22 protein-coding genes are annotated in these 23,078 nt (G+C 59.6%); 16 read left to right on the top strand and 6 right to left on the bottom strand.

Translation table 11 applies throughout. The features are described from left to right. Nucleotides 1–5 precede the first annotated feature (5 nt). The 3 genes from ssuC to RHP74_RS29800 all read left to right on the top strand — a co-directional run bounded on the left by ssuC (nucleotide 6) and on the right by RHP74_RS29800 (nucleotide 1,914). A complete protein-coding gene (ssuC, locus tag RHP74_RS29810; RefSeq protein ID WP_145306644.1) occupies nucleotides 6–788 on the top strand; it encodes an aliphatic sulfonate ABC transporter permease SsuC in 783 nt (260 codons plus the stop codon). After that, on the top strand, nucleotides 785–1,591 hold the full coding sequence (ssuB, locus tag RHP74_RS29805; protein ID WP_311096854.1) for an aliphatic sulfonates ABC transporter ATP-binding protein: 807 nt from the start codon (nucleotides 785–787) through the stop codon (nucleotides 1,589–1,591). Before ssuC ends, ssuB begins: the two co-directional genes overlap by 4 nt. A 107-nt stretch (nucleotides 1,592–1,698) precedes the next feature. After that, nucleotides 1,699–1,914 (top strand): TOBE domain-containing protein, encoded by a 216-nt coding sequence (locus RHP74_RS29800; protein ID WP_311096853.1) that lies wholly within the window; start codon nucleotides 1,699–1,701, stop codon nucleotides 1,912–1,914. Nucleotides 1,915–2,116: 202 nt separating this feature from the next. Here the strand turns inward: RHP74_RS29800 and RHP74_RS29795 are convergent, their stop codons facing one another. Both RHP74_RS29795 and RHP74_RS29790 read right to left on the bottom strand, forming a co-directional pair. After that, nucleotides 2,117–2,755 carry a TetR/AcrR family transcriptional regulator gene (locus RHP74_RS29795; protein ID WP_145306647.1) on the bottom strand — a complete coding sequence of 213 codons (639 nt, stop codon included), beginning with the start codon at nucleotides 2,753–2,755 and terminating at the stop codon, nucleotides 2,117–2,119. Nucleotides 2,756–3,019: 264 nt separating this feature from the next. Continuing rightward, nucleotides 3,020–4,396 carry a glutamine synthetase family protein gene (locus RHP74_RS29790; protein WP_010466681.1) on the bottom strand — a complete coding sequence of 459 codons (1,377 nt, stop codon included), beginning with the start codon at nucleotides 4,394–4,396 and terminating at the stop codon, nucleotides 3,020–3,022. 278 nt (nucleotides 4,397–4,674) lie between these two features. On the opposite strand from RHP74_RS29790, the gene RHP74_RS29785 reads away from it, so the two are divergent. The 9 genes from RHP74_RS29785 (at nucleotide 4,675) to RHP74_RS29745 (ending at nucleotide 14,736) form a co-directional block, all read left to right on the top strand. Then, nucleotides 4,675–5,055 carry a gamma-glutamyl-gamma-aminobutyrate hydrolase family protein gene (locus RHP74_RS29785; protein WP_311096852.1) on the top strand — a complete coding sequence of 127 codons (381 nt, stop codon included), beginning with the start codon at nucleotides 4,675–4,677 and terminating at the stop codon, nucleotides 5,053–5,055. 37 nt (nucleotides 5,056–5,092) lie between these two features. Continuing rightward, the gene (locus tag RHP74_RS29780) at nucleotides 5,093–6,451 is read left to right on the top strand and encodes a glutamine synthetase family protein (protein ID WP_010466683.1); all 1,359 of its coding nucleotides are present in this window, start codon (nucleotides 5,093–5,095) and stop codon (nucleotides 6,449–6,451) included. A 59-nt stretch (nucleotides 6,452–6,510) separates the two neighbouring features. Continuing rightward, nucleotides 6,511–7,875: an aspartate aminotransferase family protein gene (locus tag RHP74_RS29775; RefSeq protein ID WP_311096851.1), complete on the top strand. Its 1,365-nt coding sequence runs from the start codon at nucleotides 6,511–6,513 to the stop codon at nucleotides 7,873–7,875. Nucleotides 7,876–8,044: 169 nt separating this feature from the next. Next, complete coding sequence (locus tag RHP74_RS29770; protein WP_010466686.1) at nucleotides 8,045–9,157, top strand: polyamine ABC transporter substrate-binding protein; 1,113 nt, start codon at nucleotides 8,045–8,047, stop codon at nucleotides 9,155–9,157. Between the two features lie 188 nt (nucleotides 9,158–9,345). Continuing rightward, complete coding sequence (locus RHP74_RS29765; protein WP_311096850.1) at nucleotides 9,346–10,443, top strand: polyamine ABC transporter substrate-binding protein; 1,098 nt, start codon at nucleotides 9,346–9,348, stop codon at nucleotides 10,441–10,443. Between the two features lie 73 nt (nucleotides 10,444–10,516). Next, a complete protein-coding gene (locus tag RHP74_RS29760) occupies nucleotides 10,517–11,659 on the top strand; it encodes an ABC transporter ATP-binding protein (RefSeq protein ID WP_010466690.1) in 1,143 nt (380 codons plus the stop codon). A 35-nt stretch (nucleotides 11,660–11,694) separates the two neighbouring features. Further along, the gene (locus tag RHP74_RS29755) at nucleotides 11,695–12,576 is read left to right on the top strand and encodes an ABC transporter permease subunit (RefSeq protein WP_178113220.1); all 882 of its coding nucleotides are present in this window, start codon (nucleotides 11,695–11,697) and stop codon (nucleotides 12,574–12,576) included. Then, on the top strand, nucleotides 12,573–13,466 hold the full coding sequence (locus RHP74_RS29750) for an ABC transporter permease subunit (RefSeq protein WP_010466694.1): 894 nt from the start codon (nucleotides 12,573–12,575) through the stop codon (nucleotides 13,464–13,466). Before RHP74_RS29755 ends, RHP74_RS29750 begins: the two co-directional genes overlap by 4 nt. Nucleotides 13,467–13,788: 322 nt before the next feature. Beyond that, nucleotides 13,789–14,736 carry an IS110 family transposase gene (locus RHP74_RS29745; protein ID WP_042932411.1) on the top strand — a complete coding sequence of 316 codons (948 nt, stop codon included), beginning with the start codon at nucleotides 13,789–13,791 and terminating at the stop codon, nucleotides 14,734–14,736. Between the two features lie 37 nt (nucleotides 14,737–14,773). On the opposite strand, the gene RHP74_RS29740 is transcribed toward RHP74_RS29745, so the two are convergent. Continuing rightward, nucleotides 14,774–15,415: an HD domain-containing protein gene (locus RHP74_RS29740; RefSeq protein WP_077747187.1), complete on the bottom strand. Its 642-nt coding sequence runs from the start codon at nucleotides 15,413–15,415 to the stop codon at nucleotides 14,774–14,776. A gap of 336 nt (nucleotides 15,416–15,751) precedes the next feature. Here RHP74_RS29740 and RHP74_RS29735 point away from each other — a divergent pair, with 336 nt between their 5' ends. Then, nucleotides 15,752–16,717 carry a GlxA family transcriptional regulator gene (locus tag RHP74_RS29735; protein ID WP_311096849.1) on the top strand — a complete coding sequence of 322 codons (966 nt, stop codon included), beginning with the start codon at nucleotides 15,752–15,754 and terminating at the stop codon, nucleotides 16,715–16,717. 127 nt (nucleotides 16,718–16,844) lie between these two features. Here RHP74_RS29735 and RHP74_RS29730 read toward each other — a convergent pair whose 3' ends face one another. Both RHP74_RS29730 and RHP74_RS29725 read right to left on the bottom strand, forming a co-directional pair. After that, nucleotides 16,845–19,253 carry a penicillin acylase family protein gene (locus tag RHP74_RS29730; RefSeq protein ID WP_311096848.1) on the bottom strand — a complete coding sequence of 803 codons (2,409 nt, stop codon included), beginning with the start codon at nucleotides 19,251–19,253 and terminating at the stop codon, nucleotides 16,845–16,847. 102 nt (nucleotides 19,254–19,355) lie between these two features. Continuing rightward, the gene (locus RHP74_RS29725; RefSeq protein ID WP_083375517.1) at nucleotides 19,356–19,934 is read right to left on the bottom strand and encodes a DUF6436 domain-containing protein; all 579 of its coding nucleotides are present in this window, start codon (nucleotides 19,932–19,934) and stop codon (nucleotides 19,356–19,358) included. Between the two features lie 98 nt (nucleotides 19,935–20,032). Here RHP74_RS29725 and RHP74_RS29720 point away from each other — a divergent pair, with 98 nt between their 5' ends. Then, nucleotides 20,033–20,980, top strand: coding sequence for an alpha/beta hydrolase (locus RHP74_RS29720; protein WP_311096847.1), 948 nt, complete (start codon nucleotides 20,033–20,035; stop codon nucleotides 20,978–20,980). Nucleotides 20,981–21,030: 50 nt separating this feature from the next. Here the strand turns inward: RHP74_RS29720 and RHP74_RS29715 are convergent, their stop codons facing one another. Next, nucleotides 21,031–21,783, bottom strand: coding sequence for a DUF2059 domain-containing protein (locus RHP74_RS29715; RefSeq protein WP_010466707.1), 753 nt, complete (start codon nucleotides 21,781–21,783; stop codon nucleotides 21,031–21,033). A gap of 123 nt (nucleotides 21,784–21,906) precedes the next feature. Between RHP74_RS29715 and RHP74_RS29710 the strand changes: the two genes are divergently transcribed. Continuing rightward, nucleotides 21,907–22,539, top strand: a complete 633-nt coding sequence (locus tag RHP74_RS29710) for a 2OG-Fe(II) oxygenase (protein ID WP_311096846.1) — start codon at nucleotides 21,907–21,909, stop codon at nucleotides 22,537–22,539. A gap of 2 nt (nucleotides 22,540–22,541) precedes the next feature. Continuing rightward, nucleotides 22,542–23,027, top strand: a complete 486-nt coding sequence (locus RHP74_RS29705) for a DUF523 domain-containing protein (protein ID WP_102594808.1) — start codon at nucleotides 22,542–22,544, stop codon at nucleotides 23,025–23,027. The last annotated feature ends 51 nt before the right edge of the window (nucleotides 23,028–23,078 follow it).

Raw genomic sequence — 23,078 nt, 5'->3', positions numbered from 1 at the left:
CGCGCATGAAGAGACTTATCCACAACCTCGCGCCCTGGGCGTTGCCGGTGTTGCTGCTCGCGGTGTGGCAGTTGTCAGTGTCGGCGGGCTGGTTGTCGACACGGATTCTGCCGGCGCCGATCGCGGTCATTGAGGCCGGCGTGAGCCTGGTGCGCAGCGGCGAAATCTGGACGCACCTGGCAATCAGCGGCTGGCGTGCTGCGCTGGGCTTCACCATTGGCGGCGGCATCGGCCTGGCCTTGGGTTTCATCACCGGTCTGTCGAAGTGGGGCGAACGCCTGCTCGACAGTTCGGTGCAGATGATCCGCAACGTGCCGCACTTGGCGCTGATTCCGTTGGTGATCCTGTGGTTCGGCATCGACGAGTCGGCGAAGATTTTCCTGGTGGCGTTGGGCACGTTGTTCCCTATTTACCTCAACACTTATCACGGTATCCGCAACGTCGATCCGGCGTTGGTGGAAATGTCGCGTAGTTATGGCTTGTCCGGTTTCAGCCTGTTTCGCCAGGTGATTCTGCCGGGGGCGCTGCCTTCGATTCTGGTGGGTGTGCGCTTCGCGCTGGGCTTCATGTGGTTGACGCTGATCGTCGCGGAAACCATTTCCGCGAGCGCCGGCATTGGCTACCTGGCGATGAATGCCCGGGAGTTTTTGCAGACCGACGTGGTGGTGCTGGCGATTCTTCTGTACGCCGTGCTCGGCAAACTCGCCGACCTCGCGGCCCGCGGGCTTGAGCGCGTGTGGTTGCGCTGGCACCCAGCCTATCAAGTTGTTAAAGGAGGTGCGGCATGACGGCTCAACAACCTCCACGGTTGCAGCGCGGAATCCCGCTGGTGGTGCGTAAGCTGCAAAAGGCCTTTGGTTCTCGGCAGGTGTTGCGTGAGATCGATTTGCACATTCCAGCCGGTCAGTTCGTTGCCGTGGTGGGTCGTAGCGGTTGCGGCAAAAGTACCTTGCTACGGTTGCTCGCCGGTCTCGACAAACCCACCGGGGGCGAATTGCTCGCCGGCTCCGCGCCGCTGAACGATGCCCGGGAAGACACCCGATTGATGTTCCAGGAAGCGCGTCTGCTGCCGTGGAAAAAGGTCATCGACAACGTCGGCCTCGGGCTCAAGGGCAACTGGCGGCCACAAGCGCTGGAAGCCTTGGAATCGGTCGGCCTGGCGGATCGCGCCAATGAATGGCCCGCCGCATTGTCCGGTGGCCAGAAACAACGGGTGGCCCTGGCCCGCGCGCTGATCCATCAACCGCGCTTGCTGTTGCTCGACGAACCCCTGGGTGCGCTGGACGCCCTGACCCGAATTGAAATGCAGCAGTTGATCGAACGGCTCTGGCAGACGCACGGCTTCACCGTGTTGCTGGTAACCCACGACGTCAGCGAAGCGGTGGCGATTGCCGATCGGGTGATCCTGATCGAAGAGGGCGAAGTCGGCCTCGACCTGCCCGTTGAATTGCCCCGCCCACGCGTGCGCGGATCCCATCGGCTGGCGGCGCTGGAAACCGAAGTGCTCAATCGCGTGCTGGCGCTGCCCGGCCAACCGCCGGAACCGGAAGCTGTTTCACCCTTGCCCACGCAATTGCGTTGGGCGCAATAGACGCAGCGGCGAGTTGCAAGCTTCAAGCTGCAAGAAGAAGCAGGGCGCTTTTACTTGCCACTTGTAGCTTGCCACCTGCTGCTCATTTCGACCTCAGGAGAAATCGTATGACTATCAAAGCCATCAACGTTCGCAACCAGTTCAAAGGCTCGATCAAGGAAATCGTATTGGGCGACGTGCTGTCGGAAATCGACGTACAGACCGCTTCCGGCATCGTCACTTCGGTGATCACCACGCGTTCAGTGAAGGAGCTGGAACTGGTGGTCGGCAGTGAAGTGATCGCGTTTGTGAAATCCACCGAGGTGTCGATCGCCAGGTTGTAAGGGCATGCCGTGCAGACAACCCCGGAGGGTGTGAACCCTTCGGGGTTTTTTATGTGTTTGAATCAGTGAGTTTAGCGGTGCGGCCTTCGCGAGCAGGCTCGCTCCCACAGGGAGTTGTGCAGTACACAGACGCTATGCCCGCTGAAGATCCAATGTGGGAGCGAGCCTGCTCGCGAAGAAGCCATCGCAGGCACCGCAAAAATCAGGCGTAAATGGGGCGCTTCGGCAGGTACGGCGGCAGATAAAGCCCCAGGTATGCATCAAACACCCGCATCCCTTCTTCGGCCATGCGCGGCGTGATCTGCCCATGCTGCTGCACTGAACGGGCGTAGACGCGGTCGCCGAGCTCCATCGCCAGGGCAAACACATCGACATCGGTCGGCAATCTCGGCAATTCGAAGTGATGATCGAAGAGTTTGTGCATCAGGTCGCCGAGTTCGATGTCGTGCTGACGGTCGGCCTGGGTGACTTCGGTGAGTCCGTGCTGGGCGAGGATCAGTTGCCGGGCGGCAGCGTCTTCGTCGTAGATGTCGAGCATGCGCTGCTCGACGATTCGCGACAGGTCGCGCCAGCCGTTGAGGGCTTCGTGGTCGATGGGCGCTTGCAGGCAGGCGCGGAAGGCGGCGTGGACGTCGGCCGTCAAGGCTTCAAGCAGCGCCGGGACGCTGGCGAAGAAATGGTAGACGGAGGAGGGCGGGATCTCCGCGCGCTCGGCGACGCTGTAGATCGACAGACTGGCCACGCCTTCGGCCGCCAGCAGCGTGCGGGCGGCATCGAGTATCGAATCGATCCGGGCCTGGCTGCGGGCGCGGGGTTTGCGAACGGTGGCGGTGCGCGTCATTGGAGTCCTCCTGCGGGGCAGCGGGCATTGTACGCAGAGCGGGCACATGTTCCATATCCCCTGTGGCGAGGGAGCTTGCTCCCGTTGGAGGCCGAAGGACTCCCTGTAACAGCGATACGGTTCTGTCAGACACACCTCATTGACTGTTTTGGGGCCGCTTCGCAACCCAGCGGGAGCAAGCTCCCTCGCCACAGGTTTGATGTTGGCCATAAAAAAACGCCGCAGGCTTCAATAGCCGGCGGCGTTGTTTTTTACTGCAACCGCTTACACGGTATGCAGGTACCAGTTGTACTCAAGGTCGGAGATGGAGTGTTCAAACTCCTCCAGCTCGCTCTCTTTGCACGCGACGAAGATATCGATGTATTTCGGATCGATGTACTTGGCCATGACTTCGCTGTCGTCCAGCTCGCGCAATGCATCGCGCAGGTTGTTCGGCAGGCTTTGCTCGTTCTGCTCGTAGGAGTTGCCTTCCACGGGGGCGCCCGGCTCGATCTTGTTGGTCAGGCCGTGATGCACGCCTGCCAGGACCGAAGCCATCAACAGATACGGGTTGGCGTCGGCACCGGCCACACGGTGTTCGATGCGCACGGCATCGGAGGAACCGGTCGGTACGCGGATCGCCACAGTACGGTTGTCCAAGCCCCAGCACGGCGAGTTCGGCACGTAGAACTGTGCGCCGAAACGACGGTAGGAGTTGACGTTCGGGCAGAGGAAAGCCATCTGCGCCGGTAGGGTCTCGAGCACACCGCCGATCGCGTGACGCAGTGCGGCGTTCTGCTCGGGATCCTCGCTGGCAAAAATGTTTTTGCCATCTTTATCAAGAATCGAGATGTGAACGTGCAGACCGTTACCCGCCTGGCCTGGATAAGGCTTGGCCATGAAGGTGGTGTCCATCTCATGGTCGTAGGCGATGTTCTTGATCAGACGCTTGAGCAGGACCGCATAGTCGCAGGCCTTGATCGGGTCAGCCACGTGGTGCAGGTTCACTTCGAACTGCGCCGGAGCACTTTCCTTGACGATCGCGTCGGCAGGGATGCCTTGCTCTTTTGCACCTTCCAGAATGTCCTGGAGGCAGTCGACGTATTCGTCGAGGTCGTCGATCAGGTAAACCTGGGTCGAATGCGGGCGTTTGCCGGAAATCGGCGAGCGCGGAGGTTGTGGGCGACCGTTCACGTTCTCCTGGTCGATCAGGTAGAACTCAAGTTCGAACGCGGCGCAGATGGTCAAACCCATCTCGTCAAACTTGGTAACAACTTGACGCAAGACTTCACGGGGATCCGCGAAGAAAGGTTCACCTTCGAGTTCGTGCATGGTCATTAACAGTTGCGCAGTAGGGCGCTTCTGCCAGGGTTCATTGCACAGGGTGTCGGGGATTGGATAGCAGATTCGGTCAGCATCACCGATGTCCAGGCCCAGGCCGGTGCTTTCCACCGTCGAGCCATTGATATCCAGAGCAAATAGAGAGGCCGGCAGGTTGATGCCTTTCTCGTAAACCTTGTGGAGACTGGTGCGTTCAATGCGCTTGCCGCGCACCACACCATTCATATCCGCAATCAGAAGGTCAACGTACAGAACCTCAGGATGTTCCTTAAGGAACGCGTTCGCTTCGTTAAGCTGAACGGCACGCGGGGGTACCGACATGATGCAACACCTTTGTTGTTAAAAATATCAATCATTGATCTCTTCGGGTTTCAGTCAACCCGAACGGCATGCCGAAGTCAAGCGAGGCCTTTTTTGCCCTAAAAAAGCGCTCGTAGGGCTTTTTTGAGGCAGTTTGGGGCGTTTTTATGCCTTTGAGCGCTTTAGCGCCCGCGAGCTTGAGCGGGCCGTGTTGTATTTTTTACGGGGGTGTTGTGTAAAAAAATGAACAAGGCTAAGCTCGATTCAAACCCATAACAGCAATAATACCGGGGTGCTTCATGTCTCGCCTGCCGTTAATCGGCGTCGCCATCTGCTCAAGGCAGATCGGTCTGTATGCTTATCACATCAGTGGCGATCGTAGCGTCCACGCCAAGGCAAGCGCTGCCCAAGGCGTGCCGTCGACTCTTACTTCCCCGGCGAACCTGCTGGCACCGTCCGATATTCTGGACGGTCTGCACGACATTCTCTTGACTGCCTCTTTATCCAATATAGTTCCATTTCGTCCTGGCAGCCCGACCAACGCGTCGGCTTCTGCTCATGATTCTGCACGCTCCACTACGCTCTCACTGACCCGCGCCATTACCCGTGTGGGTACTTGTGCGCGGCTATTGCAGTGGCAATCTGTATCACGCGACGCCCGTGCGTCAAACAACGCCTGACTTATAAGAGTCAGGAAACTCAGCCTAAGAGGCATTTATGAGTAACAACCTCGACCAGCTCACCGATTGGTTGAAAGACCACAAGATCACAGAAGTCGAATGCATGATCGCCGACTTGACCGGGATCACCCGGGGCAAGATTTCGCCGACCAACAAGTTCATTGCTGAAAAAGGCATGCGCCTGCCCGAGAGCGTTCTGCTGCAGACCGTGACGGGCGACTATGTCGAAGACGACATCTATTACGAACTGCTCGACCCGGCCGACATCGACATGATCTGCCGCCCCGATCAGAACGCGGTGTTCCTGGTGCCTTGGGCCGTCGAGCCCACCGCGCAGGTGATCCATGACACCTATGACAAGCAGGGCAACCCGATTGAGCTGTCGCCTCGCAACGTACTCAAGAAAGTGCTCAAACTCTATTCCGAGAAGGGCTGGCAGCCGATCGTTGCGCCAGAAATGGAGTTTTACCTGACCAAGCGCAGTGACGATCCGGACTACCCGTTGCAACCGCCTATCGGCCGTTCCGGGCGCCCGGAAATCGGTCGTCAGTCGTTCTCCATTGAAGCCGCGAACGAATTCGATCCGCTGTTCGAGGACGTCTACGACTGGTGCGAATTGCAGGAGCTGGACCTCGACACGCTGATCCACGAGGACGGCACGGCGCAGATGGAAATCAATTTCCGTCACGGCGATGCCCTGTCCCTGGCCGACCAGATCCTGGTGTTCAAACGCACCATGCGCGAAGCCGCGCTCAAGCACGACGTGGCGGCCACCTTCATGGCCAAACCCATGACCGGCGAGCCCGGCAGTGCCATGCACTTGCACCAAAGCATCATCGACCTCGAAACCGGCAAGAACGTCTTCTCTAATGAAGACGGGACCATGAGTCAGCTGTTCCTGCACCACATCGGTGGCTTGCAGAAGCTGATCCCCGAGCTGTTGCCGCTGTTCGCACCCAACGTCAATTCGTTCCGCCGCTTCCTGCCGGACACCTCGGCACCGGTGAACGTGGAGTGGGGCGAAGAGAACCGTACCGTGGGCCTGCGGGTTCCGGATGCCGGGCCGCAAAACCGTCGGGTGGAAAACCGCCTGCCGGGCGCCGACGCCAACCCGTACCTGGCGATTGCCGCGAGCCTGCTCTGCGGTTACATCGGCATGGTCGAAGGCTTGAACCCGAGTGCGCCGGTGGTGGGTCGTGGCTATGAACGCCGCAACCTGCGCCTGCCACTGACCATCGAAGACGCGCTGGAACGCATGGAAAACAGCGCGACTATCGAGAAATACCTGGGCAAGAAATTCATCACTGGCTACGTCGCGGTCAAGCGGGCCGAGCATGAAAACTTCAAGCGCGTGATCAGCTCATGGGAGCGGGAATTCCTGCTCTTCGCCGTCTGATACGCCGGGCGCCGTCGTTGTCGGGCGGCGCTTTCACCTGATTTTTTTTGGAGATTGGTATGACTAGCAACAATCCGCAAACCCGTGAATGGCAAACCCTGAGCAACGATCACCACCTGGCCCCGTTCAGCGACTTCAAGCAGCTGAAAGAGAAAGGCCCGCGGATCATCACCAGCGCCAAAGGCGTTTACCTCTGGGACAGCGAAGGCAACAAGATCCTCGACGGCATGGCCGGTCTGTGGTGCGTTGCGATTGGCTACGGTCGCGATGAACTGGCCGATGCCGCCAGCAAACAGATGCGCGAACTGCCTTACTACAACCTGTTCTTCCAGACGGCCCACCCGCCGGTGCTGGAACTGGCCAAGGCCATCGCCGACATCGCACCGCAAGGCATGAACCACGTGTTCTTCACCGGTTCCGGTTCCGAAGGCAACGACACCATGCTGCGGATGGTCCGCCACTATTGGGCGATCAAGGGCCAGCCGAAGAAGAAAGTCATCATCAGCCGCAAGAATGGCTATCACGGTTCCACCGTGGCCGGCGCGAGCCTGGGCGGCATGACCTACATGCACGAACAAGGCGACTTGCCGATCCCTGGCATCGTCCACATCGCTCAGCCGTACTGGTTCGGCGAAGGCGGCGACATGACACCGGGAGAGTTCGGTGTGTGGGCGGCCAATCAGCTGGAAGAAAAGATTCTGGAACTCGGCGTGGACAACGTCGGTGCCTTTATTGCCGAGCCGATCCAGGGCGCTGGCGGCGTGATCATTCCGCCAGACACCTACTGGCCGCGCATCAAGGAAATCCTCGCCAAGTACGACATCCTGTTCGTGGCGGACGAAGTGATCTGTGGTTTCGGCCGCACCGGTGAGTGGTTTGGTACCGATTTCTACGACCTCAAGCCCGACATGATGACCATCGCCAAGGGCCTGACCTCCGGCTACATTCCGATGGGTGGCCTGATCGTGCGTGACGAAGTGGTCGCCGTGCTCAACGAAGGTGGTGATTTCAACCACGGTTTCACTTATTCCGGACACCCGGTGGCCGCTGCGGTGGCACTGGAAAACATCCGCATCCTGCGCGAAGAAAAAATTATCGAGCGCGTTCATGCCGAAACGGCACCCTATTTGCAAAAGCGTCTACGGGAACTGAACGATCACCCGTTGGTGGGGGAAGTGCGTGGGGTCGGTCTGTTGGGGGCTATCGAACTGGTTCAGGACAAGGCCACTCGCAAGCGTTACGAAGGCAAGGGCGTCGGCATGATCTGCCGCCAGTTCTGCTTCGACAACGGCCTGATCATGCGCGCCGTGGGGGACACCATGATCATTGCTCCGCCGCTGGTGATTACCAAGGCTGAAATCGATGAACTGGTAACCAAGGCACGCAAGTGCCTGGACCTGACCCTGAGTGCGTTGCAGGGCTAAGTGCTAGGCTCTGGGCGGGAGTCATGAAACTTTCGCTCAGAGCAGTTCTAAGGGAGGCCTTTCCTTGAAAGACCGCCTCGGATCTTGCCAGACTAGCCGCGGTTCCAGTTGTCCGGGTTCGGCCGCTGAACAAAGTGGTTCAAAAAAGAAAAAATTTGGAGCATTACGCATGAAGGCATTAGGAAAAAAGCTTGCTGGCAAGACACTTCTCGCCATGTCCCTGATGGGCATAATGGCGGGTGCGGTTCAGGCGGACGACAAGGTGTTGCACGTCTATAACTGGTCCGACTACATCGCGCCGGACACCATCAAGAAGTTCGAGACCGAGTCCGGCATCAAGGTTGTCTACGACGTATTCGACAGTAACGAAACCCTGGAAGCCAAGTTGCTGGCAGGCAAGTCCGGTTACGACATTGTCGTACCGTCGAACAACTTCCTGGCCAAGCAGATCAAGGCCGGCGTTTACCAGAAGCTGGACAAGTCCAAGCTGCCTAACTGGAAAAACCTGAACACTGACCTGCTCAAGGCTGTGTCGGTGAGCGACCCGGGCAACGAACACGCTTTCCCGTACATGTGGGGTTCGATCGGCATTGGCTTCAACGCCGAGAAGGTCAAGGCTGCCCTGGGTGCCGATGCGCCAACCAATTCCTGGGACCTGCTGTTCAAACCTGAAAACGCCGCCAAGTTGAAGTCGTGCGGTATCAGTTTCCTCGATTCGCCAACCGAGATGATTCCGGTGGCGTTGCACTACCTGGGCTATCCAACCGACAGCCAGGACAAAAAACAACTGGCCGAAGCCGAAGCGCTGTTCCTGAAGATTCGTCCTTCGGTGGGCTACTTCCACTCGTCCAAGTACATCTCCGACCTGGCCAACGGCAACATCTGCGTGGCCGTGGGTTACTCGGGTGACATCTACCAGGCCAAGTCCCGCGCGGCTGAAGCCGGTGACAAGGTGAAAGTCAGCTACAACATTCCGAAAGAAGGTGCCGGTAGCTTCTACGACATGGTCGCCATCCCTAAAGATGCCGAAAACGTCGAAGGCGCCTACAAGTTCATGACCTTCCTGCAGAAGCCGGAAATCATGGCTGAAATCACCAACGCCGTGCGCTTCCCGAACGGTAACGCGGCCGCCACCGCCTTGGTTGATAAAGAAATCACCGCCGACCCGGGCATCTACCCGCCGGCAGAAGTGCTGGCCAAGTTGTACGCGATTGCCGACTTGCCGGCCGCGACCCAGCGGATCATGACGCGCAGCTGGACCAAGATCAAATCGGGTAAATAAGCCGTTTTGAGGCAACAACCTGTTGCCGTCGCCTGCGCGGTGACGGCAACAGGTGTAATTAAATGACAGAAAGTTTTGCTGGAACGGTTTTTCGAGGGTAAGTTGCGCGCCGGTTTTGTTGCTGGGCAGCCATGCCTGTCATGTAACGCGGGGCAACTTGGGCCCAACTAATTTTAGAGGACCTCCACTTGCCTATTTTTTCTTTGTTGCGCAATTCCATGCTGGTCGGCGCCGGGCTGACACTCGCTGTCAGTGTCCAGGCCGCTGGCACTGTGCATATTTATAACTGGTCGGACTACATCGGCCCGACGACGCTGGCCGACTTCCAGAAAGAGACCGGCATCAAACCGGGTTATGACGTCTTCGATTCCAACGAAACCCTGGAAGGCAAGTTGCTGGCCGGGCGCACCGGTTACGACGTGGTCGTGCCGTCCAACCACTTCCTGGGCAAACAGATCAAGGCGGGCGCCTTCCAGAAGCTCGACAAGTCGAAGCTGTCTAACTATGCCAACCTCGATCCGGTACTGCTCAAGCGTCTTGAGCAAAATGATCCGGGCAACTTGTACGCCGTGCCTTACCTGTGGGGCACCAACGGCATCGGTTATAACGTCGACAAGATCAAGGCGGTACTGGGCGTCGACAAGATCGACTCCTGGAGCGCGGTATTCGAACCGCAGAACATCAAGAAGCTGCACGCTTGCGGCGTCGCGTTCCTCGATTCCGCCGATGAAATGATGCCCACCGTCCTCAACTACATGGGCCTCAACGCCAACAGCACCAACCCCGAAGATTACAAAAAGGCCGAAGCCAAGTTGCTGGCGGTGCGACCTTACGTGACGTACTTCCACTCCTCCAAATACATCGCGGACCTCGCCAACGGCGACATCTGCATCGCCATCGGTTTCTCCGGTGACATGTTCCAGGCCAAGGCCCGCGCGGAAGAGGCCGGCAAGGGCATGAACATCGCCTACTCGATTCCGAAAGAGGGCGGCGCACTCTGGTTCGACATGCTGGCAATCCCCAAGGATGCGGCCAACGTCAAAGAAGCCCACGCCTTCATCAACTATTTGTTGAAACCCGAGGTGATCGCACAGGTCAGTGATTCTGTTGGCTATGCGAACCCCAACCCTGGCTCGGACAAGTTGATGGAACAGTCCATCCGCACCGACGAGTCGGTCTATCCACCGCAAGCCGTTCTCGACAAGACCTATGTGTCCGTCGAGTTACCACCAAACATTCAACGTTTGATGACCCGCAGCTGGACCAAGGTCAAGTCGGGTAAATAGCGACAAGGCTCAAACTATCCAAGGTTGGCTCACCTTGAGCGAACTGCACTCTTTTTTTCTGGGAGTTTCGTAAATGGCAGTTGCCTCCGGCGCCTATAAGAAAGCCCTCGAGGGCGACCAGACACCTAAACAGGTGCTGGTCAAAATCGACCGGGTCACGAAGAAGTTCGACGAGACGATTGCCGTGGACGATGTGTCCCTGGAAATCAAGAAAGGCGAGATTTTCGCCTTGCTCGGCGGTTCTGGATCGGGCAAATCCACGTTGCTGCGCATGCTCGCAGGCTTCGAACGGCCCACGGAGGGGCGCATTTACCTCGATGGCGTAGACATCACTGACATGCCGCCATACGAGCGGCCGATCAACATGATGTTCCAGTCCTACGCGTTGTTCCCGCACATGACCGTGGCGCAGAACATCGCCTTCGGCCTCAAGCAGGACAAGCTGCCCGCCTCTGAAGTCGATGCCCGTGTCGCAGACATGCTCAAGCTGGTGCAGATGACCCAATACGCCAAACGCAAGCCGCATCAGTTGTCCGGTGGCCAGCGTCAGCGTGTGGCCCTGGCGCGCTCGTTGGCCAAGCGGCCGAAGCTGTTGCTGCTCGACGAGCCGATGGGTGCGCTGGACAAGAAGCTACGTTCGCAGATGCAGCTGGAACTGGTCGAGATCATCGAGCGCGTCGGTGTGACCTGCGTCATGGTGACCCACGATCAGGAAGAGGCCATGACCATGGCCGAGCGCATTGCGATCATGCACCTGGGCTGGATCGCTCAGATCGGCAGCCCGATCGACATCTACGAAACCCCGACCAGCCGCCTGGTCTGCGAGTTCATCGGCAACGTCAACATCTTCGACGGCGAAGTGATCGATGACGCCGAGGGTCATGCGATCATCACCTGCAAGGACCTCGACCGGAAGATCTACGTGGGCCACGGCATCAGCACCTCGGTGCAGGACAAATCCGTGACCTACGCGATCCGTCCGGAAAAACTGCTGGTGACCCCGACCATGCCGACCTGCGAATACAACTGGTCCAGCGGCAAGGTGCACGACATCGCCTACCTCGGCGGTCACTCGGTGTTCTACGTCGAGCTGCCGAGTGGCAAGATCGTCCAGTCGTTCGTCGCCAACGCCGAGCGCCGTGGCCAGCGCCCAACCTGGGGTGACCAGGTTTACGTGTACTGGGAAGACGACAGCGGCGTGGTACTTCGCTCATGAACATGCGCAAATTCAAACGCCGCCTCAATCGAATAATTCCCGGTGGCCGCCAGCTGGTCATCGGGGTTCCGTTCATCTGGCTGTTCCTGTTCTTCATGCTGCCGTTCTTGATCGTCCTGAAGATCAGCTTCGCTGAAGCCGACGTAGCCATTCCTCCGTACACCGAGATCTACAGCTACATCGACCAGAAGGTGCAGTTGCTGCTTAACCTGAGCAACTACGCGATGCTGGCCGGCGACGAGTTGTACATCGCTGCTTACCTTGGCTCGCTGAAGATGGCGCTGATCAGCACCGTCCTCTGCCTGCTGATTGGCTACCCGATGGCCTATGCCATCGCCAGTGCCCGTAAAGAGCTGCAAACGGTGCTGGTGCTGCTGATCATGATGCCGACCTGGACGGCGATCCTGATCCGCGTGTATGCGTGGATGGGCATCCTCAGCAACAACGGCCTGCTCAACGGTTTCCTGATGACCATGGGCTGGATCAACGAACCGCTGCAGATCCTCAACACCAACCTCGCCGTGTACATCGGCATTGTCTATTCGTACCTGCCGTTCATGATCCTGCCGCTTTACGCCAACCTGGTGAAGCACGACAACAGTCTGCTGGAAGCCGCGTCGGACCTGGGTTCGAGCACGTTCAACAGCTTCTGGAAGATCACTATTCCGCTGTCGAAGAACGGCATCGTCGCCGGCTGCATGTTGGTGTTCATTCCGGTGGTGGGCGAGTTTGTGATCCCGGAACTGCTCGGCGGTCCGGAAACTCTGATGATCGGTAAAGTGCTCTGGCAAGAATTCTTCAACAACCGCGACTGGCCGGTGGCGTCTGCCCTGGCGGTGGTGATGCTGGCGATCCTGATTGTGCCGATTATTCTGTTCAACCGCAGTCAGGCCAAGGAAATGGAGGGTAAAGAATGAAGCGCTTCCGTTTCTCGAGTTTCATGCTGATCGCGGGCTTGCTGTTCATCTACGCGCCGATGCTGATCCTGGTGATCTACTCGTTCAACGCCTCGAAACTGGTGACGGTGTGGGGCGGCTGGTCGATCAAGTGGTACGTCGGTTTGATGGACAACACTCAATTGATGGGCTCGGTGGTGCGCTCGCTGGAAATCGCCTGCTACACGGCGGTGGCGGCGGTGGCACTGGGTACGTTGGCGGCATTTGTGCTGACCCGTATCACCCACTTCAAGGGTCGCACGCTGTTCGGCGGCCTGGTCACCGCGCCGCTGGTGATGCCCGAAGTGATCACCGGTCTGTCGCTGTTGCTGCTGTTCGTGGCCATGGCGCAGATGATCGGTTGGCCACAGGAACGCGGCATTGTCACCATCTGGATCGCTCACACCACGTTCTGTGCGGCGTATGTGGCGGTGGTGGTGTCGGCGCGCTTGCGTGAGCTGGACCTGTCCATCGAAGAGGCAGCCATGGACCTCGGTGCGCGGCCATGGAAGGTGTTCTTCTTGATCACCATCCCGATGATCGCGCCATCCCTGGGTGCCGGCGGCATGATGTCGTTCGCCCTGTCCCTGGATGACCTGGTGTTGGCGAGCTTCGTGTCGGGCCCGGGCTCCACGACCCTGCCGATGGAAGTGTTCTCGGCGGTGCGCCTTGGGGTTAAACCCGAGATCAACGCCGTGGCCAGCCTGATTCTGCTGGCGGTTTCGCTGATGACCTTCCTGGTCTGGTTCTTCAGCCGCCGTGCCGAAGAAGCGCGCAAGCGTGCGATCCAGCAGGCGATCGAAGAAAGCGCGGCCGACTCCTGGAAACAACCGGACGTGCGTCGCGCCCAGCAGGCGCCGGAAGCGGCTTGATGGTTGGCCACGATTATGTGGCCAACCCCGATCCAGTGTGGGAGCGAGCCTGCTCGCGATGAGGTCGTGTCAGTTGATAGAGATGTCGACTGACACACCGCATTCGCGAGCAGGCTCGCTTGTATGGTAGGACTTGAAGGGAGGAGGAGGGACAAGGCTCGATTCTGACTGTTGACGCAGTACAGACTGTGGGAGATTTCGCCCCTCCTCCTTTCACCCAAGCGCCGATAAAGAATGCATCTGGCTAGACCGACGATAGGAACAAGCCTGCGCCTCTGGGTGAGCCCTTCAAGTGCTCAAACCTTATCTCGGAGGAAATCCTATGGCAATGCCGGTCTCTCTATCAAAACCGATCGTGGGCGTGGATGTCGCCAAGAATGAACTGGTGATTTATCAGGCTGATAACGATTTGCTTAAAGAGATTCCCAACACTAAAACATCCATCAAGCAGTGGCTGAATACGTTGCCGGGGACGGTGGCTATTGCCATTGAGGCGACCAACATCTATCACCTGGACTTTGCTGATCTGGCCTATGAGGCCGGATGTGCGATTTACATGGTGGGAGGCTATGAACTCAAACATTATCGCGAAGGCGTGAAGATCCGCGCCAAAACCGACGCGCTGGACGCCAAGTTGCTGGCCCGTTACCTGAAGAACGAAGCCGAGGAGTTGCGCCCCTGGACCCCTCCATCACCGCTGTACCGCCAGCTCCTGAGCCTCTTCCGCCGCCGGGCTGCCTTGGTCCAGGCTAGGGTTGGCCTGGTGCAGAGTTGGTCGAATGAGCCGCTGCTGAAAGCGGCTTTTGCAGAACAAGTGAAGTCCATGCAGCAGCTTGAAACGCTGATCGAAAAGACGATCAACGATCAGCTCAAAGAAGCCGGTTTACTCGGTCAACTGAAACGTTGCCTGAAAGTTGAAGGCATTGGATTTTTGACTGGGGCTCGCTTGATAACTGCATTTCAGCGCGGGGATTTTAGAAACGCGGATGCGTTTATCGCCTTCCTGGGCATGGATTTACGGGTGTCTAAATCAGGACAGAAGGACGGTCGCCGCAGTTTGACCAAGCGCGGTGACCCCGAGGCCCGCCGGCTTCTGCACAATGCAGCGATGTCGGCTAGCCGTACGAAAGCCTGGAAAGGGTTTTACGAAGCCCAAAGAGCCCGGGGCTTCAGCACTACTGAGGCGCTGGTGATGCTGGCTCGCAAGCTTGCGCGGGTGGCATTCGCCTTGCTGAAAGGGCAAAGCGAATATCAGTCAAAGGTCAGTTGAGGGTTTCCCCTCAACCATAGAATCTCCCACAGTTGTTTTAGGACATCCAGGGAGACTTGCGGATGATCTCGACGAAGTTCATCGGCTTGAACCCCGGCTCGCTGTCCACCAGCACATCTGCGTTCACCGTGCCGAACGTAGTGTCCGGCTTGTGTTTGAAGCCATTGGCGAACGCGCACAGGATGCATTCCTTGAACCCCTCGCCCCGTGGGTGCGCATGCACCACTTCCTCACGCTGCACGGTGGGAAACGCGGCGTAATCGATACCCAGCACATCCATTTCCACACCGGCCGTGACCAATGCCACGTTAGGCCGCAAGTGTTGCGGTACGCCCGGCGTGGTGTGCAGGGCAATCGAAAGCCACACCTGCTCGATATCGCCATCCGACAACCCATACGGCTTGAGGAACGCTTTGGCGGCGTTGGCGCTATCGACTTCGAAGCGCTCGTTGTCCGTGCGATGACCTTCCACCAGGCCCAGGTCATGGAACATGGCGCCGACGTAGAGCATCTCTGGATCGTAGGCCAACTGCTTGCGCTCACCGCTCAAGGCGCCGAACAGAAACACCCGGCGCGAATGGTGGTAAAGCAAATCGGACTCGGCGTCGCGAATGTATTCGGTGGTGGCCTTGGCCAACGCGCTGTCGGGGATTTTGATACCGGCAATGATGCTGCTCATGGTGCTTTCCTCGTGGGGAACGCCGTGGCGGCGCTGATGGAACAAGTCTGTTCCGGCCTCCAAAACCGGACAATCGATCCATGGCTGCGATCCCGGCCAATGAGCATGCAAATCGCGCCAACCTCGCTTGTTGCGCCCGGGTTGGCTAAGTTTGGTACCGGCGAATACGCTTTTGTGGCGAGGGAGCTTGCTCCCGCTGGGCTGCGAAGCGGCTCCAAAACCTGCAACTCAATTACACCAGGCAAACAGTAGTGACAGGAATGGGAGTGCTGCGCACTCCAGCGCGAGTAAGCTCCCTCGCCACAGGTAAGTGTGACCCGTAGAGGCAGTCCAACCATGAGTAAAACCGTTGCCATCGTAGTGTTCGCTGGCGTCCAGTCGTTGGACGTCACCGGTCCCATGGATGTGTTTTGCGAAGCCAATCGCTTCCTCGAACCGCATGACCATTACCGGCTAGAGGTTATCGGCGTCGAGCACGGGATGATGGCGTGCTCCAACGGTTTGTCGCTCAATGCCCATCGGCATTTCAGCGAAGCGCTGGAGGCTTATGACTTGCTGCTGGTGGCCGGCGGGCCGCAATTGCCGTTCCTGGATTTTGGCCCGGCCTTCGATGGCTGGTTGCGCGATGCCTGTGCGCGGGCGCAACGATTTGGTTCGATCTGCAACGGCGCGTTCATGCTGGCCCGGGCCGGATTGCTCGAAGGACGGACCGTCACCACCCATTGGGATGATGCCGCGGCGTTGGCGACAGCGTGCCCATCGACTCAGGTCGATGCCGATCGCCTCTACGTTCAGGACGGTGAGCTCTTCACCTCGGCCGGCGTCACGGCGGGGATTGATTTGTCGTTGTACCTCTTGGCTCGGGACCACGGACCGGAAGTGGCATTGAGCGTGGCCAAGCGGCTGGTGGTGTTCACCCAACGCTCGGGCGGGCAATCGCAGTTCAGCCCGTTCCTCACGCCCCACGCCGAACCGACGTCGGCGGTGGCACTGGTGCAACTCTACGTCCTGGCCAACCTGACCGGCGACCTGACCATTGCCGATCTGGCGAACGCGGCCAACATGAGCGCCCGCAACTTTTCCCGGGTGTTCGCCAAGGAGGCGAAAATCACCCCGGCGGAATTCGTCGAGCGGGCGAGGGTGGACGCGGCGCGGGTGCTGCTTGAAAGCACCCATTCACCGCTCAAAACGGTGGCGTATCAATGCGGGTTTCGCGATGCCCAGCACATGCGCACGGTGTTCAGTCGCCGATTGGGAGTGACGCCGCAGCAGTTCAGGTTGAATTTTGCGGCAATGGTTTGAGCCATGAACAGGCGTTGTTCTTGCGGGCCTCATCGCCAGCAGGCTGGCTCCCACAATGGATCCGCGTGCACAGGATCACTGTGGGAGCCAGCCTGCTGGCGATGAGGCCAGTCCAGCCAATACAAAACTATTGAGCACTTCGCGCCGGCAACAGCTTCAACGTACTGCGCGTATTGGCCGTGACTTCTTCGTTATTGAAGTGCGCCTCGTAGTAAATCCCTTCGACATACGCCTCGGCCTGGTCTTCGTAATGGCTGTCGAACGGCACGCCGCTCTGGCCGACCGGGTTGATGGTCAGGCTGTGGGACGGGTCGGCAAAGTCCACCAGGCGCCGCGTCGATGGGCCATACGTCACCGGCCACGGCGCCGGGCCGATCTTGGCCGAGAGGTTGTTCGGCACTTCATGGGTGCCGGGCGCCGCGAACGGGCCGACGTTGAAGATTCGGTCCAGCGGCTTCTGCACGCCCAAGGGGTGATCGTGGGTCAGGGTGTGCGCCTTGCCCCACTGCCAGTGCGCGACGTCAGGGCCAAGGGTGGTCTTTAGGTGGGCGATGCTCGCTTGCCAGGCCACTTTCACTGTATCGGCGCGGGTTTCCTTGCCGAGGGTGTTGCGGTTGTCCCACCACGGCGAATCGGCCGTCGCGGCCAGGCGGGGTAGCGCAGCGTCGATCACGCGAGTCGAGAGCAGGGTCTCGAAAAAATCATTCCCCAGCTCATCGTGCATCGTCGCGTCGGCCAGGTTGAACAGGAACTGGTTGAACAGCGTGGCGCTGGTGGAATCCAGCGGGTAATCGCCTTTCCATTGCGCCAGTTGCTCGACCAGTTTCAGTTCGGCGGGATCGCTCACCCCTTCACGCAGTACCGGCAACAGCGGCGCCAACAGACGCGGGCCGTAGGCGGTGGTGGTGCCCAGTTGCAGCTTCTGGTTGGCCTCGTTGTCCCATTTCACGCTCTTGTCTCTGAGCTGATGATTGAGTTGCTGGCCGCGATCGGCGAGGTTGTAGTAACCGGGAATCTCTATGCCAGTCGGCGAAACGGGCTGAAAGTTGGCCGAGACGATGTAGCCGCGCGCCGGATTTTCTTCCTGCGGGTTGGCGCTGAACGGGTAGAAACCCTCCTTGTCCGCCTGATTGGTGCTGCCGTCGAGGATAAAACCGGGCTTCACCCCGGCCGCACGCTTGGGCAGCAGCGCCGAGGCCCACCAACCGATGTCGCCCTTGGCGTTGGCGTAGACAATGTTCAATCCCGGTGCCTGAACCTTGGCCGCTGCGGCGCGGGCCTTGGCCAGGGTGTCGGCGCGGTTGAGCTGGTAGAAACCTTCGAGGATCGGGTTCGGCGTTTCAAGGAACGCCCACCACATGGACACCGGTGTCTTGCCGGCGGCGCTGCCCAGCACATCGTTGATGATCGGGCCGTGGGGCGACTGGCGCAGCCTCAGGGTGACCGGCGCCTGGCCTTTCACCGCGATCTGTTGCTCGGTGTTGACCATGTCGACCCATTTGCCGCGATACCAGACCTGGTTCGGGTTGTCCGGGTTGATTTTCTCGGCGATCAGGTCGAGGTCGTCGTTCTGGAACATCGTCAGGCTCCAGCCGAAGTCCAGGTTGTGGCCGAGAAAGGCAAACGGCACCAGCGCCTGATGATGACCGTAGAGCTCGAAGCCCGGCGCCGACAATTGCGCCTCGTACCATACCGACGGCACCGAGAAGCGAATGTGCGGGTCACCGGCCAGCAGCGGCTTGCCGCTTTTGCTGCGGTTGCCGGCAATCACCCAGGCGTTGCTGCCTTCGAACTGCGGCAGGCCGTTGTCGGCCAAGGCCTGTTCGCTCAGGCGGGCGAGGGCGTTCAGGTCTTTCCAGTCACCGGCAGCGAGGGCGGGGCCGGGTGTGCGCGTCTTGGCCAATACGCCTTTGGGCTGCCAGTCGAGTTCGAAAACACTCAGGTACTCGACGCCCAGTTGGTCGCGCACAAACGTCAGTAAAGGCTCGGTGCGAAACGCGGCGGCAAAACTGTACGCCATGTAACCGGCGACGCTGATGCTGTCTTCGGCGGTGAACGGGCGCTTGTGGATGCCCAGCACGTCGAACTCCATGGGCGCCGCGTGAGTGTCCTGATACTGGTTGATGCCATCCAGATAGGCTTCCAGCGCCTTCCATGCCGGTGACTGACGATCCAGTGCGGCCACATAACTCTCGGCGCGCTCCCGGATACGCAAGCTGCGGAACAGTTTGTCGGTGTCGATCAGTTTCGGTCCGAGGATTTCGGCCAGCTCACCCCGGGCGAGGCGGCGCATGGCTTCCATCTGGAACAACCGATCCTGAGCCTGCACGTAGCCGAGGGTGCGGTAGAGGTCGGTTTCGTTTTCGGCGCGGATATGCGGCACGCCGCGCTCGTCGTAACGCACGGTCACCGAGCCCTGAAGATGCTGCAACTCCACCTGGCCCTGGCGCGTCGGCTGCTTGATGTACACGTACCCGCCGACCCCGATGACGAGCGTGACGATCAGCAATACAAGTACGGTCAGGACGCGTTTCATGGTGACTCCTTGTTCTTCGGGATTGCCGCCCGTGCGGGCTGCAAACATGTAGCACAGACCTTCTGTGCCGGGCATCACGGTCCTGGAAAAGTCAGGATTGCCTTACTTCGCTTCCTCCGGCCAAGGGCAGTAGCAACCGACCGCCAGCGTATGGGTGGCGCCCACCGCACGACCTTCGCTGAGTGCTTGCAGGATGGGCTCGATAAAGCTGTTGTTCGAATTGCAGGTCAGGCCTTCGCTGTACGGGCCGAAGTAGGCCAGTTTGCCGCTGCGGTCCCAGATCGCCACCGCCGGGCTGGCGGGGATCTGTTCGGAACCCGGGAGAACGGTGATGGTTTTCAGGCGGCTCAAGGTGCTGGGCAACTGACCGTGGCTGCCGGGTTTTTGGACCGCGTAAAACTCCACGCCCTGCGGTACGTATTGATCGACCAGTTCAGTCAGGTGTTGCTGGTTGCCGACATTGCACGGGCAGGCCGGGTCCCAGAAGTGCACCAGGCGTATGGCGCCGGGGCCGGCGAGGTCGGCGGGCAGGCGCAGCGGATCACCGGAAAATAACGCGGTGTGTGAACTGAAGGCGCGCAGGTAGCGCCCCTGAAACCAGTCATAGGCCGCCCACAAGACGCCGGCACACACGAGGGCGAGCAGGCTGGCAAGCAGTGTGGTGCGGTAGGCCGGGCGCATGGGTTTCAATCCTCGAAGGTCGGCTAGCTTGCCATGCTTGCCGCGACAGATGAATATCGCAGGCCCATAAAGTCTGTTTAACGCTCTGGAAATAGCTCATGTCTGCCACTTTCGACCCCGATCATTTGCGCGCCAGCCTGCGGCCATTGGCCGAATGGCAGCCGCTTTCGGTGGAGGCGCTGGCCTATCAGCGGTTTTACGGGCTGGATTTTCCGGGGCGAATTTTGAGCCGCGGGTTGGGGCGTTTCGAGGTCGATGGCTACGAAGTGGTCAGCCAGGTCTGGTGGCCTGACCAGGCGAAGGCGACGCTGTTTATGTTCCATGGCTTCTACGACCACACCGGGCTCTACCGGCATGTGATCGAGTGGGCGCTGGATCAGGGCTTCGCAGTGATTGCCTGCGACTTGCCGGGGCATGGCCTGTCCAGTGGCGAGCGGGCGAGCATCAAGGATTTCGCCGAGTATCAGCACACCCTGGAAGGGTTGCTTGCCGAGGCGCAGTCGCTCGACCTCCCACAGCCGTGGCACCTGTGCGGGCAAAGTACTGGCGGGGCGATCGTGATCGATCATGTACTTAACCACGGTGCAGACAGTCCGGCCCAGGGTCAGGTGATTCTGCTGTCACCGCTGGTTCGGCCGCGCGCCTGGGGCTGGTCGCAGCTCAGTTATTACCTGCTCAAGCCTTTCGTGAACGGCATTGCCCGGCGCTTCAGCGAGAATTCCAACGACCCTGAGTTCCTGTCGTTCCTGCAAGCCGATCCGTTGCAAGCGCTGCGACTGCCAACGGCGTGGGTCGGTGCGTTGGCGCGGTGGATCAAGCGAATCGAGGCGGCACCGAACAGTCCACGGCGACCGCTGATTGTGCAGGGGCAGTCGGACATGACGGTGGATTGGGAGCATAACCTTGAGGTGTTGAAGGCCAAGTTTGATCGGCCGCAGGTATTGATGCTGCCGGAGGCGCGGCATCATCTGGCGAATGAGACGGTTGGGTTGCGGCGGGAGTATTTCGGGTTTTTGACCAAGCGGATCAAGGGTCGGAATCTTTAGCGCAAGTGAGGGCCTCATCGCGGGCAAGTCGGTGTATCAGGCGCTAAAGATTACTGACTGAGATTCGCCGGATCCTGCCCCACCGCCAACCCCGCCCGAATGGCTGCCAGCGCTGCCTGGTAATACGCCTTGCCCTCGGTGGACTCGGCAAACGTGGCGAACTCTTCCAGTTCTTCATCCGACAGATCGCGATACACATACAACAGCGTGTTGTTCAGATCAGCACCAATCTGTTCCATCAAACGCTGGCGCTGTCCGTTCAACACCCCTTGCGCCTGACCGCCACCGAGCAACCCCGGGATCATCGAACTCAGGCTGTCAGCCGCGACACCGGCGATCGCCAGGCTGACTTCCGCACCAGCCTCGCGAGCGGGCAGGGCCTGGGCCAGGTGGCCGATGATCAGCAGACGGCTGTCACTGGCCTGAATCTTCGGCAAACCCTTGGCGTTTTTCGCCAGTTGATCGCGACGGGTCGCCAGCAATTCGGCGGCGACGATTTTCTTGCCCAGCGGGGATTGAAAGAAGGTCAGCGCAGGTTGCGGATCGGCGAGGCTTTTGCGCAATTGAGCTTCGGCGCGCTGGTCCACGGCCTGGGAGGCGAAACGTTGATTGCTGTTGTTCACCAAGGCTTGAAACACCGCCGGTGGCAGGCTGTTCTGGTAGCGCTGCTGAGCGGCAGAGAGGGCGTCGTTAAAATGCGCGCGCTGATCTGGCCAACCGGCGACCTTGTACAACTGGTCGTGGCCGTCTGCCCAAGCGGGCAACACACAGAGCATCAGCAATGAAAAAAACAAACGGCGCATAGGGACTCCTGTCAGCAGGCGACTATTCTCCGTGCGGCTTTCGTACTTGTCGAGAATTCGTATCAGTAATCCGACAAATCCTCCGCCGCGCGGCTCTGTCGGATTTGCAGGCACAGGAATACTATGCGCGCCATGCAAATATCCTCTGATCACCCGCTGCTGTTACGTATCGTCGACGACCTGGCCGAGCGCGGCTGGTCGCAGCAGAATATTTTCCTGCCTCTGGGTCTGACCCGGGAACTGGCGGCTGAGTGCCGTAAACGTGCAGCTGAGGGCGAACTGGCCCCGGCGGCCGTGGGGCGAGGGCCGACGTCGGAGATTCGCGAGGGGATCCGCGGCGACCACATCCAGTGGATCGAGCCCGGCCAGGCGTTGGCGTGCGACAGTTACCTGAGCTTGATGGACAGCCTGCGCGAGGCGATGAATCGCGGGTTGTACCTGGGCCTGGAAGATTTCGAAAGCCATTTCGCCCTGTACCCGCCCGGTGCGTTTTACCTCAAGCATGTCGATCGTTTTCGGGATGACGACCGGCGCATGGTTTCGGCGGTGATCTACCTCAATGACGGCTGGCTGCCCGAGCACGGAGGCCAGTTGCGCATGTATTTGGGGGACGGCGTCGAACACGACGTGGTGCCCACTGGCGGATGCCTGGTGGTGTTTCTGTCAGGCGAGGTGCCTCACGAAGTCCTGCCCGCGACCCGGGATCGCCTGTCATTGACGGGCTGGTTCCGGCGCCGCGGTAACGAGCCGTTCTGATCATGCAGAAGATTCTGGTAAGCCGCTGCCTGCTGGGCCATCGCGTGCGTTACGACGGCGGGGCGAGCGGGCCGTTCGATCAGCTTCAACAGTGGCTCGATGAAGGTCGCGTGGTGCCGTTGTGCCCGGAGGTTGCCGGTGGTTTGCCAACACCCAGGGCCGCAGCGGAAATTCCGGGCGGGCAGGGCGGTGAAGTGCTGGATGGCCACGCCTCCGTCATCACTACCGAGGGTGAGGACGTCAGCGCCGAGTTTCTCTCGGGGGCTTATCAGGCGCTGGAGTTGGTGCGAAAGCACGGCATCCGCATCGCCGTGCTCAAGGCCAACAGCCCGTCGTGCGGGAATTTGCTGACGTATGACGGGAGCTTCAGCGGTGTGAAGGTCAGCGGCGAGGGGGTGACGGCGGCGTTGCTCAAACGCCATGGTGTGCAAGTCTTCAGTGAGTTGGAGCTGGCCGAAGCGTCCGCTGCATTGACCGCGCAAGACTAACCACCTTCACACCCTGCAGGCTCACTCCTACAGGGTTGGTCGTCAGTCCGG

The organism is Pseudomonas sp. SG20052, assembly GCF_031766055.1.
Taxonomy (GTDB): Bacteria; Pseudomonadota; Gammaproteobacteria; order Pseudomonadales; family Pseudomonadaceae; genus Aquipseudomonas; species Aquipseudomonas mandelii.
The sequence above is the reverse complement of the archived record's forward strand: the minus strand, read 5'-3'. Positions and strand labels throughout refer to the sequence as shown.